The organism is Thermoanaerobacterium aotearoense, assembly GCF_009905255.1.
In the GTDB taxonomy this organism is placed as follows: Bacteria; Bacillota; Thermoanaerobacteria; order Thermoanaerobacterales; family Thermoanaerobacteraceae; genus Thermoanaerobacterium; species Thermoanaerobacterium aotearoense.
Map to the genome: position 1 here is coordinate 2,026,914 of NZ_CP047602.1, position 12,251 is coordinate 2,039,164.

9 protein-coding genes are annotated in these 12,251 nt (G+C 37.8%); all 9 read right to left on the minus strand.

Annotated features, from left to right (window positions below; all coding sequences use genetic code 11):
- Nucleotide 1 precedes the first annotated feature (1 nt).
- A complete protein-coding gene (gene uvrA, locus GSH73_RS10095; protein WP_014758135.1) occupies nt 2-2,782 on the minus strand; it encodes an excinuclease ABC subunit UvrA in 2,781 nt (926 codons plus the stop codon).
- Nucleotides 2,783-2,824: 42 nt separating this feature from the next.
- Nucleotides 2,825-4,810, minus strand: a complete 1,986-nt coding sequence (gene uvrB, locus GSH73_RS10100; protein ID WP_014758134.1) for an excinuclease ABC subunit UvrB — start codon at nt 4,808-4,810, stop codon at nt 2,825-2,827.
- A gap of 100 nt (nt 4,811-4,910) precedes the next feature.
- On the minus strand, nt 4,911-5,627 hold the full coding sequence (locus tag GSH73_RS10105) for a 2-phosphosulfolactate phosphatase family protein (RefSeq protein WP_014758133.1): 717 nt from the start codon (nt 5,625-5,627) through the stop codon (nt 4,911-4,913).
- Between the two features lie 12 nt (nt 5,628-5,639).
- Entirely contained in the window at nt 5,640-6,872 is a 1,233-nt protein-coding gene (locus GSH73_RS10110; RefSeq protein WP_014758132.1) for a PDZ domain-containing protein, read from the minus strand.
- A gap of 9 nt (nt 6,873-6,881) precedes the next feature.
- Nucleotides 6,882-8,081 (minus strand): S41 family peptidase, encoded by a 1,200-nt coding sequence (locus GSH73_RS10115; RefSeq protein WP_014758131.1) that lies wholly within the window; start codon nt 8,079-8,081, stop codon nt 6,882-6,884.
- Nucleotides 8,082-8,204: 123 nt separating this feature from the next.
- A complete protein-coding gene (locus GSH73_RS10120) occupies nt 8,205-9,344 on the minus strand; it encodes a murein hydrolase activator EnvC family protein (protein ID WP_014758130.1) in 1,140 nt (379 codons plus the stop codon).
- 12 nt (nt 9,345-9,356) lie between these two features.
- Nucleotides 9,357-10,244 (minus strand): permease-like cell division protein FtsX, encoded by an 888-nt coding sequence (ftsX, locus tag GSH73_RS10125; protein ID WP_014758129.1) that lies wholly within the window; start codon nt 10,242-10,244, stop codon nt 9,357-9,359.
- Nucleotides 10,234-10,920, minus strand: coding sequence for a cell division ATP-binding protein FtsE (gene ftsE, locus GSH73_RS10130; RefSeq protein WP_013787318.1), 687 nt, complete (start codon nt 10,918-10,920; stop codon nt 10,234-10,236). Before ftsE ends, ftsX begins: the two co-directional genes overlap by 11 nt.
- Nucleotides 10,921-10,952: 32 nt before the next feature.
- The gene (locus GSH73_RS10135) at nt 10,953-12,002 is read right to left on the minus strand and encodes a PucR family transcriptional regulator (RefSeq protein ID WP_014758128.1); all 1,050 of its coding nucleotides are present in this window, start codon (nt 12,000-12,002) and stop codon (nt 10,953-10,955) included.
- Nucleotides 12,003-12,251 lie beyond the last annotated feature (249 nt).

Consider the following 12,251-nt stretch of genomic DNA (forward strand, 5'->3'; position numbering starts at 1 on the left):
ATTATCTGGCAAGAATTTTTTTCAAAAATTGCCCTGTATACGACAGGCTGTTTTCAGCCACTTCCTCTGGTGTTCCAGTAGCCACAATAGTTCCTCCTCTGTCTCCGCCTTCAGGTCCCATGTCGATGATGTAATCAGCAGATTTAATGACGTCAAGATTGTGCTCTATCACAATTACGGTATTGCCGCCATCTACAAGTCTGTTTAGCACGTCCAAAAGCCTATCGACATCTGCAAAGTGAAGACCTGTAGTAGGCTCATCAAGTATATACACCGTCTTGCCTGTAGAACGCCTTGATAATTCAGTCGCCAGTTTTACCCTTTGGGCTTCCCCACCAGAAAGCTGCGTAGAAGGCTGCCCTAACTTAATATAACCTAATCCGACATCATTCAATGTCTCTAACTTACTTTTTATCCTGGGTATATTGGCAAAAAACTCCAATGCTTCTTCCACTGTCATATTTAAAACATCAGATATATTCTTACCTTTGTATTTTATATCCAAAGTTTCTCTATTATACCTGTTGCCTTTGCATACTTCACATGGCACATATACATCCGGGAGGAAATTCATCTCAATCTTTATTATGCCATCACCACTGCAAGCCTCGCACCTTCCACCTTTGACGTTGAAGCTAAAGCGACCAGGTTTATAACCTCTGATCTTGGCATCTGGCGTATTTGAAAACAGCTCTCTAATAGGATCAAATACACCAGTATACGTAGCTGGATTTGATCTGGGGGTTCTTCCTATAGGTGACTGATCAATGTTTATGACTTTGTCTATATTCTCGATTCCTTCTAATGCATCATATTTCCCAGGCAAGTCTTTTGCTTTGTACAATTTTTGCGCCAACGCTTTATAGAGAATTTCGTTTATAAGGGTACTTTTGCCTGATCCAGACACACCCGTTATACATATAAGTATACCAAGCGGAAACGTGACGTCTATATTTTTCAAGTTGTTTTCAGCCGCACCGCGAATTGTCAAGTAGTTGCCATTGGGCTTTCTCCTCGTCTTAGGAACATCGATTTTTTTCTTCCCACTCAAGTATTGACCAGTAAGAGATTCTTCACATGCCATGATGTCTTCCACTGTTCCCGCAGCAACAATTTTACCGCCGTGCTCTCCGGGACCTGGACCTACATCGACGATGTAATCTGCAGCAAACATGGTATCCTCGTCGTGCTCAACCACAATCAACGTATTCCCTTGGTCTTTCAACTTTTTAAGGGAATTTAAAAGCCGTTCATTATCCCTTTGATGAAGCCCTATGCTGGGTTCATCAAGTATATAAGTGACACCTACTAACCCTGAGCCTATCTGGCTGGCAAGCCTTATCCTCTGAGACTCTCCGCCTGATAATGTGCCTGCATTTCTTGAAAGAGTAAGGTAATCAAGCCCTACGTCTTTTAAGAAATTAAGCCTTGCTTTAATCTCTTTAATTATTTGATGTGCAATAAACTCCTCCCTTTCTGTCAATTTAAGCTCATCCATAAATTGGAGAAGTTCTGTCACAGAAAAATCTGTCATCTTGTTTATAGGTATGCCGCCTACAGTGACAGCCAACACTTCGGGTTTTAGGCGAGCACCGTGGCAGTCAGGACATACGATTGGCCTCATGTACTTTTCTATTTCTTCCCGCATAAAGCTTGAATTAGTGGAATTATACCGTCTCTCCAAATTATTTACTATTCCCTCGAATCCATGCTTCTTGCCGTTTTTATCTTTCCCATACAGCAGCACATTTATCAAATCGTCGCTGTACTCTTCTAATGGAGTATTCTCACTATATCCATAGCTTTCTACAAGGTTTAAAATATTTTGATACGTGTAACTTTCCTGTGATACGATAAATCCAGAAAATACTCCATCTTTTAACGACTTGCTTCTATCCCTTATAAGTAACTCTGGATCGATTCTCATAAATTCTCCTAAACCGGCACACGTAGGGCAAGCACCGTAAGGACTATTAAAAGAAAACATCCTTGGAGAAAGTTCTTCAATGCTTATGTTGCAGTCAGGGCATGAATACTTCTCAGACATTGTAAAGCTTTCTTGACCTATGACGTCAATTGTGACGATTCCATCTGACAGCTTTAGTGCAGATTCTATTGAATCTGTAAGCCTTGACTCGATATGTGGCTTTACAATTATTCTATCTACAACAACCTCTATGGTGTGTTTTTTGTTTTTTTCTAATTTTATGTCTTCGCTTAAATCGTACATTATTCCATCTATTCTCACTCTGACGTATCCACTTTTTTTAATATCTTCCATGAGCTTCTGGTACTCGCCTTTACGTCCTCTTATGATAGGCGAAAGGACTTGTATCCTGGTGCCTTCATCCAACTTCATTATTCTGTCTACCATCTGATCAACTGTCTGCATGGAGATCTCTCTGCCGCATTTAGGGCAATGTGGTATACCTATCCTTGCGTACAATAGCCTCAAATAATCGTATATTTCTGTAACCGTCCCTACTGTAGAGCGAGGATTTCTGTTGGTAGTCTTCTGATCTATTGATATTGCAGGCGATAAACCTTCGATGTACTCCACATCTGGTTTGTCCATCTGGCCTAAAAATTGTCTCGCGTAGGCTGACAAAGACTCTACATATCTACGCTGTCCTTCCGCATATATCGTGTCAAATGCCAGCGACGATTTCCCTGAACCAGAAAGCCCTGTTATGACGACAAACTTGTCACGCGGTATTTCAACATCTATATTTTTTAAATTGTGGACTTTTGCACCTTTAATTACGATTTTATCTATTGCCAATTTGCTTCTTCCTTTCATGTGTGTGAAAAATTGCAATAGCAATCATATAGCATTTTTCATCATCTTTTGAAGTTCAAATATCTTATCTCTGAGTTTTGCAGCTTTTTCAAATTCAAGGTCTCTTGCAGCTTTTTTCATCTCTTTTTCAAGCTCATTTATCATTTTCTCAATAGACACCTTGTCTATTACTTCTGCCTTCTTCACTTTATAAGTGCCATTATCTTCAGCTACCTTTGTAGCCTCTATCACATCTCTTATGCCTTTTACAATCGTCTTTGGCGTAATGCCGTGCTTTTTGTTGTATTCCATCTGTATGGCTCTTCTTCTGTTGGTTTCATTTATGGCGTTTTTCATAGATTCTGTTACAGTGTCCGCATACATGATGACTCTACCATCGGCATTTCTCGCAGCACGGCCTATAGTCTGTATAAGTGAAGTTTCAGATCGCAAAAAGCCTTCTTTATCTGCATCAAGAATGGCAACCAAAGCCACTTCAGGCAAATCCAAGCCTTCTCTCAATAGATTTATTCCGATTAAGACGTCAAACTTGCCAAGCCTCAAATCCCTTATTATCTCCATTCTCTCTATCGTCTCAATATCCGAATGGAGGTATTTCACTTTTACGCCCATGTCCCTAAAATAATCTGTCAAGTCTTCAGCCATCTTTTTCGTCAAAGTCGTGACTAATACCCTGTATCCTTTTTCAACAGTCATTTTTATCTCGCTTAGCAGATCATCTACTTGCCCTTTAACAGGTTTAACAACTACTTCTGGGTCTACAAGCCCTGTTGGCCTTATTATTTGCTCAACAACCCTCTCAGAGTGCTCTAATTCATATGGCCCTGGCGTAGCAGAAACACATATAAGCTGATTTATCCTTTCTTCAAATTCCTCAAATTTCAGAGGCCTATTGTCAAATGCAGACGGAAGCCTAAATCCAAAATCTACTAAAGACTCTTTTCTTGCTCTATCACCATTGTACATGCCTCTAATCTGCGGTATTGTAACATGGGATTCATCGATGAACATCAAAAAATCATCAGGGAAATAATCTAATAGCGTATAAGGTGGGCTTCCAGCAGCCCTGCCTGATATGTGCCTCGAATAATTCTCTATACCGGAACAATAGCCAACTTCTTGAAGCATCTCGATGTCGTAATTAGTCCTCTGTTTAAGCCTTTCAGCTTCTAAAATTTTCCCTTGATCTTTAAGCTCTTTATACCTTTCTTCCAGCTCTTTTTCTATGCTTTCTATGGCTTTTTTCAACTTTTCTTTCGATGTAGCATAGTGTGATGCTGGAAAGATAGCCACATGGCTTCTTTCGCCGATTATCTCTCCAGTCAATACATCTATTTCTGTGATTCTATCGATCTCATCGCCAAAAAGCTCGATCCTTATTGCTTTGTCAGATGATGATGCTGGGAAAACCTCTATCACATCACCTCTTACTCTAAACTTGCCTCTCACAAAATTGATGTCATTTCGTTCATATTGGATGTCAACAAGTTTCTTCAAAATTTCATCTCTATCTTTTATCATGCCAGGCCTTAAAGAAAGCATAAGCTCCTCATAATCCTCCGGATCACCCAATCCGTATATACATGAAACGCTGGCAACAATAATAACATCTCTTCTCTCAAAAAGCGCTGCAGTAGCTGAATGCCTCAGTTTATCAATTTCTTCATTTATGGACGCATCTTTTTCAATGTAAGTATCTGTCTGTGGAACATAAGCCTCTGGTTGATAGTAGTCATAGTAACTTACAAAATATTCTACAGCGTTCTCTGGAAAGAATTCTTTAAACTCTGCGCAAAGTTGAGCCGCTAACGTCTTATTATGTGCAATTACAAGTGTAGGTTTATTGACATTCTTTATGATATTTGCCATAGTGTATGTCTTGCCAGAACCGGTGACCCCCAATAGCGTCTGACACTTAAGGCCCATGTTTACGCCTTCTGTCAATTTTCTTATTGCCTCCGGCTGATCACCTGTAGGCTTATAATCTGATACAAGTTTGAACTCACTCATTACAAACACCTTCTATAAACATTCCCAAGCATTTTATAATATTATACCATATATAAAAAATCAACACAAACATATGTTTTTAGCCGGCACAGGCCGGCTTTCAACATATCTTTACTACACCATTTATGTATTTGGGAACAATTGAAAACATATCTATTGTTGTGCAAAACTTCACATCATCGTGATAACCTAATTTTTCTATCCTGTTTAAATGATAACCGTATTTCATTATGTCTAAAACATTGTCTTTAAAAGATTCATATAGAAAATATGACGCCTTTGACAAATCATCACTTTCATACGGCTTTAGTTCTTTAAGCTTATGCAAAATAGCGCCAGCAGTTATAATATCATCGATAGAGAATTTTCCCTCGGTGCCAGCGCAGATGATTACTACATCTTTATCTTCTCTTTGGATGTATTCTGCAATAGATGAAACATTTAAAAGGCACCCAACAACGACATCATCTGATGAAGAAGCTTTTTTTAAAGCCCTCGTACCATTAGTAGTCGTCAATATGATAGTTTTTCCTTCTACAACATCTTTTGAATATTCCAAAGGCGAGTTGGAAAGATCAAACCCATCGATTTTGACGGCATTTCTCTCCCCACCTAATAATATTTCGTCTTTGTCAAAATTGCAAGACAGGTTTACAGCCTCTTCAATATCGGCTACTGGTATAACCTCTTTTGAACCATTGACAAGGGCTGTCGTTATGACACTGGTAGCCCTAAGCGTATCTATCACAACCACCAATTTACCTTTCAATGTTTTATCAGAAACCGCATTGTATGTTTCATAAGTTTCTACAAACATCCGCTTTACCTCCTAATGCTTTTTCGTAAACTTTCGCAACAAGCTTTTTATCAAACCTCCATTTTCCATCTCACTTATGCTGTATAAATTATCCGGATACTGCGGTACGATAAGAAGTCCAAGCCAATTTATCCCCTTGCAATTTCTGTATTCATATCTGACAAAACTGCCATCAGTCTCTCTTACTGTAATAAACAATATGGTTGGATTTGTTGAAAGCAGTCTTTTAATGTCATCTTCACTGTTAATCTGAATATCATTTATCTTTAAAACTACATCGCCTGGCTTTATCCCAATTTGTTCAGCAGGAGAATTTTTTACTACAGACAGCACCATCAAACCAGTATCTTGGTATTCAAAAAGCGGTTTTTTCGTCTTTTCTTCCCTCTGCCCAATTATAATGATTAACTCGTGCGCCAATGGTCCAAAGATAGCCGCAATCCATTTGAAAATATATATTTTAATGCTTAAAAGAGATAAGCCTATCAATATTAAGCTAAAGCCCAGAAGCCTTATGGACGATCTATGGGCTCTTTTCTTAGGCATCTCTGTAAGAGCTATATCTCCATATCCGAGTGCAGCAACTACAGGCATCATTATAAATACAATATTTTTCAGATTCGAAGAAGGCCCTAATAGAGGCCACCAATCAGGCATGTTTATGGATGATGCACCACCTAATATGGCTGTCGTCGTTGACAAGGCAATAAAAGGTATAGGCCAAAATTTCTGCATCGTATATCCACCGGCAACATTGCCGTTTTTTAGCCTTACAAACACAGGTATGCTGTTTGCTGAACCATCCAGGTAAATGAGTATGCTTTCCATGAGATGGAGAATGCCCACTATAGCCATAAGCCCCGATACATTTACGTTTGGATATCCAATCATCAAGCTAATAAGTGATACAATCCCACCAGCGTAAGAAAAGCATATATACCTCGGATTTATCAGCATAAGCAGTATTGCAAGCGGAAATACGTACTCTATGCCAATATTATCTATTGTTATTCCTAAAAAAACTATCACTATGCTACCCAAAATGCCTATCAAAAAGCCATATATGACAGAATCCAAAACCTGATCTTTAAGGGATGTTTGCTCTTTTCCCACCATCTGCCTTTCAATCTCTACATTCCTCTTGTACTGAAAGTAGATAAAAGCGACGACAAGCCACATGAAAGGGTTTAAGATCATCAACGCAATAGATTTAATTATAAGCCATATTAAATTAATGTATATCATATAAACACCTTATTTGATCTCTGATTTTACTATGTCGTATGCTTTTATAAGCTGTGTATCGCCTTTCAAATCTGGTGTATCCGTCACGACATAGTTTTTTGGAAGCTCAACAACGTAGTTTGGCTCAATGCCCTTCCCTTGGATGTTTACACCGCTTGGAGTATAGTATCTTGCAGATGTATACTTAAGAGCAGTACCATCGCCAAAATCTATGACAGATTGTACCAAACCTTTGCCAAATGTCTTTGTGCCCACAAGCACTCCAACTTTTCTGTCTTTTATTGCACCTGACAGTATTTCAGAAGCGCTGGCACTTCCACCATTAACAAGGACAGCTATTGGCTTTTGCAATCCTGGCCCTTTTGCATATATCACTTGGTTGTCCTTGCTTTGTCTGCCTTTTGTAGATACTATAAGGCCCTTTGGCAACAGTTCATTAGCGATATTGACACATTGCTCCAATATGCCGCCTGGATTATCTCTTAAATCTATGATAAGTCCTTTTAATCCCTGCGATTTAAGACTATCAAGAGCCTTTGTAAAATCAGCAGATGTGTTTTCATCAAACATCGTCATCTTGATATAGCCTATGTTGCCTGGCAGCATAGTGCTGCTTACCGTCTGCAATTTGATTATTTCTCGCGTCAAAGTCTTAGTAATAAGCTTATTGTCTCTCATCAAAACAAGTGAAACCTTCGTGCCTTGAGGGCCTTTCATCAAAGAAACAGCTTTATCTAAATTATTTCCATTAACCTTAACATTGTCTACAGATACTATTATATCACCAGATTTTATTCCAGCTTTCTCTCCCGGCGTCCCTTTCATCGGTGAAACAACTACAATATGCCCATCTTTGTCAACTGAAACCACGATACCAACGCCTGCATAAGAACCTGTCGTCTGTGTCGTGAAATCTTGGTAATCTTTCTTATCCATGTAAACTGTATATGGATCTCCAAGGGAACTGGCAAGCCCCTTTATCGATCCATCCACAAGTTTAGATTGATCTATCTTATCGACATAATCATTTGTCAGTATGTTCTCAACTTGAAAAAGCTTGCTGTACTGCTTAATAAGGTTGTACTCTTCTCTCGGCACAATCACCGAACCACCGTATGCAAGTGGTACAAGCCTTGTGAGGTAAAAAGTCATTATGCTGCTTACAAATACAAGTAAAACCGCACCAGCAACCATTCTTTTTTTATTCATATATTTATCCATTCCTTTCTTTAAAGCCAAAATATTAAACTGCCAAATATCAAAACAGTTCTCTAAATTATATGATGTTACATCTTATTATACAATAATATGGTGACAAAAAAAATAGACCGGTTATTTTAACCAGTCCATAGGATTTACAGGTACTCCATTTTTTCTTACTTCAAAATGGCAGTGAGGTCCTGTCGACAATCCAGTGCTGCCAGCTTTTGCTATTTGTTGGCCTCTCTTCACCGTTTCACCGACTGTAACTAAAAGTTCAGAGTTATGACCGTATAAAGTAGTTATGCCACCGCCATGATCGATTATTACCGCGTTTCCGTATCCACCATAATATCCTGCGTATATGACTTTGCCATCTGCTGCAGCAACTATAGCTGCTCCATATGATGCGGCTATATCAATTCCTGTATGCATTATATATTCATGCAAAATAGGGTGATACCTTGTGCCAAACGGCGATGTTATTGTTGAACTGCTGGGAACAGGCCATCCAAGCTTTCCTCCTGTATAAACTGTGTTAGAGGACTGCAATTTGGCTATGGTGCTCTCCAATTGCTTTGACTGCTCTAAAAGAGCCTTTTCTTGCTCCTCATATAGCTCTTGTTGCCTCTCTAAGTCTCTCATGAATCCTTCCCTTGATGACAAGGCAACTTGAATATCTCTTTTTCTGGCCTCTACCTGATTTTTGTAATTTTCTGCATCCTGCTTTGCCACAGCTAACTGTTTCGTTTTTTCTTCAACAGTCTTTCTCTGCTGCTGATACGAATTTAGGAGATTGACATCAAACCCAACAAGCCTTTCTACTAAATCAAGCCTTGTTACAAAGTCAGCAAAGCTTTTTGCACTTAAAAGCACATCAAGATAACCTGTTTCTCCACCGCTTATGTACATGGCCCTTACTCTTTCTTTCAATATATCCCTTTGACTTTCTTCCGTCTTTTTGGCCGTATCAAGCTCTTGCTGTGCTATATTTAATTTCGCTATCGCATCGTTTAATTTCGCCTCTGCATCATTAAGCTGTTTTGTGGTATCATTCAACTTCATGTCGAGATCTTGTATTTCCTTTTGTATATCCTGCTTTTGACTTGCAATCTGGTTCTGCTTAGCCTTGTTTTGATTTATAGCGCTTTGAACATTGTTTAATTTGTTTTTTGCGTCTTGCAGTTGGTCAGCTCTGGGAAATGATGTCGTAAGAAGCATCACTGAAATTAATAATGTAAAAATTATCTTCCTCCATTTTCCTTCCCTCAATAATATACCTCCTCAGACATTTAAAAATCTCTTTATAGATATGCCACTGCCAATGGCGCCTATTAAGGAACCCATAGCCAAAAAGTACACAAGTGATTGCTTTATCACGACACCTGCAGGAAGAAGTGTAAATATAATCAATTTGTTGTTCACAAGGTCTGAAGCATATCCGTATATAAAGCCCAATATAGCTATAGCCAGCACTGAACCGACAAGCCCTAACACAATGCCTTCTACAAGGAATGGCCACCGGATAAACCAATCTGTAGCGCCAATATACTTCATGATGTTAATCTCCCTGCGTCGTGCAAACACTCCTAATTTAATTGTGTTTGAAATTATTACAACTGAAATTATAAAGAGAATAAGTATTACAAAGAGGCCAACTATTCTTATTATCTTTATAATTCCCAGCAGTTTATCTACCACATCTTGTCCATAACTTACCTGAGTTACACCATCAATCTTTTTTATCTCTTCTGACACTTGCTTCATCATGTTTGCGTCTGTCACTTTGACAATAAAAGACTGTGGCATCGGGTTGTCATTTTCCAAACCATTTACTAAGTAACTTTTGTCTCCCAATTGCTTTTTAAAATTGTTGAGAGCATCTTTTTTAGACTCAAATGTTATAGACTTTACGCCGCTTATTGCCTTTATCTCTTCACCGACTTTTGCCACTTTAGTCGCATCATAATTATCATTTATGAATGCCTTAAGCTCCAATTGCGATTCAACTTGATTCGCCATAGAATCCACATTAAGTATGATTATCAAAAACAGCCCTAATATCAGCAGTGCTGCCGTAACAGAAGTAATTGACGCAACTGTCATCGCTCTATTCCTTCTGACATTTGTAAGACCTTCTCTTATGTAATATGCTGCAGTATTAAGCTTCATATCCGTAAACACCTCTCATTTCGTCTCTTACTATATTTCCCTTTTCAAGAGCAATGACCCTTTTCTTCATCGAATCAACAATATCTTTCGCATGTGTAGACATTATTACAGTTGTTCCCCTTTTATTGATTTCAGACAGCAACTTTACTATCTCCCAAGACGTATCAGGATCTAAATTTCCCGTAGGTTCATCAGCCACAAGAATCGAAGGCTCATTTACAATCGCCCTTGCAATTGACACCCTTTGCTGTTCGCCACCAGACAATTGCTGCGGATACGAATTAGCTCTTTCGCTTAATCCAACTAAAGACAAAACCATCGGTACCCTTCTTCTTATATACTTAGGCTCGGCTTCCACAATCTGCAGTGCAAATGCTATATTCTCATACACTGTTTTATTCGGCAAAAGTTTAAAATCCTGAAACACTACTCCGATGTTTCTTCTTAAATACGGTACTTCTTTTCTTTTCAACTTTGTTATATCTTTTTTATCTACAAAGATACTTCCTGTAGTAGGAATTTCTTCTCTCAAAAGAAGCTTTAATATCGTAGATTTCCCAGCACCACTTGGCCCCACCAAAAAGACAAACTCACCGTTGTCAATCGTAAAATTGATATTTGAAACGGCGATAATGTCATTTTTGTACTTCTTTGAAACCCCAACAAATTTAATCATTTCCTGCAACATTCCTTTCGAAATTGTTTTTACTATGGCAAAAATTTCGCAAACGTCATTAAAACTTTAAGTATTACGGCATCATTAAACTGTTTAGGATCAAATCCTGTCAACTTATGTATCTTATCCAATCTATAAACTAAAGTGTTTCTATGGATGTACAAATCTCTTGATGTCTCGCTCAAATTCAAACTGTTCCTGAAAAAAGCATTGAGAGTCGTAACAAGTTCATCGTCATTGAAATAATCTAAATTGCCGTCTGTAAAAGCCATAAGAAACCTCTTAATATCATCATCTGAAAGCTTCAATAACAGCTCCTCTAAAGCATAGCTTCTGTAAAAGTAAATTCCTTTCTCGTTGTTATCAATTTTTTTCCCAAATTTCAATGCTGTAGATGCTTCATCATAGCCTTTGCTTATCTCTTTAAAATTGTAGGCTTTGTTTGAAACACCCATATCTATCCTAATATATATTTCGGATTCTATCGTATCCTTTAAAGTCTTTGCAGCCATATCAACGTCCGTTAAAGCTGTCTCTACAAGCAAAACAGCAAATCTATTTTCACTTAGAATGATTGTTTGATAGCTATTCTTTTCAAATATGTGTCCCACCATTTTATAGGCATCATAAATCTGCTCACTTGACTCGATTATTATAACTCTGTAAAGCTCTTTTTCCTCGATTTTAAATTTTTGAAAGTAATATTCCATCTCATCGTCTTTTAAATCACCTAAGAGAAGCTTTAAAAGCAAGTCCTCTTTCGACAACTGATTTGCCATGTGTTCAAAGCTCATTGACAACAGCATGACAATGTTTCTCGCCTTCTCACCAGTACCTTTAACACCGACAGTCAAAAAACGCCATCCGTTTACAAATATGTTGTAGAAAGTCATGGCTTGACATTCGTATACATCCTTTTTGTCTATAAATTCTCTGTTTACGACAAAAATTCCTTCTTTTTTTAAAGAATTTTCTTCACCTGAAAAAATCAATTTGCCATCTTTATCAATGAGATATATTGGAACATCTACATATCTTTGAAAATCTCTAACGGCTTTTTTAATATTATCGTAAATACTCATACAATACCACCTTAATATAAAGTATATAATAATTATACAATATTTTGTAGTAGAAAAAATAGGCATTGTAGAAATTAACAAAATTTTGCCGTAAAATGTCACAAGCGTTTTTTATCAAAACAACTTCATGAATTTCTACATTTTTGTATTGCAATTTTCAAAAAATGTAATATAATATTGATAACACTCTTATCAAGCTAAAAATTTGGCTTCAAACGGTTTACTGTAAGAATATGCTGCAGTAAACTT

Excerpts from the sequence above, each read along its gene's own strand:
- uvrB (WP_014758134.1), bottom strand. The coding sequence starts at position 4,810 with ATGAGTGAGTTCAAACTTGTATCAGATTATAAGCCTACAGGTGATCAG.
- GSH73_RS10105 (WP_014758133.1), bottom strand. The coding sequence starts at position 5,627 with ATGTTTGTAGAAACTTATGAAACATACAATGCGGTTTCTGATAAAACA.
- GSH73_RS10110 (WP_014758132.1), bottom strand. The coding sequence starts at position 6,872 with ATGATATACATTAATTTAATATGGCTTATAATTAAATCTATTGCGTTG.
- GSH73_RS10115 (WP_014758131.1), bottom strand. The coding sequence starts at position 8,081 with ATGAATAAAAAAAGAATGGTTGCTGGTGCGGTTTTACTTGTATTTGTA.
- ftsX (WP_014758129.1), bottom strand. The coding sequence starts at position 10,244 with ATGAAGCTTAATACTGCAGCATATTACATAAGAGAAGGTCTTACAAAT.
- ftsE (WP_013787318.1), bottom strand. The coding sequence starts at position 10,920 with ATGATTAAATTTGTTGGGGTTTCAAAGAAGTACAAAAATGACATTATC.
- GSH73_RS10135 (WP_014758128.1), bottom strand. The coding sequence starts at position 12,002 with ATGAGTATTTACGATAATATTAAAAAAGCCGTTAGAGATTTTCAAAGA.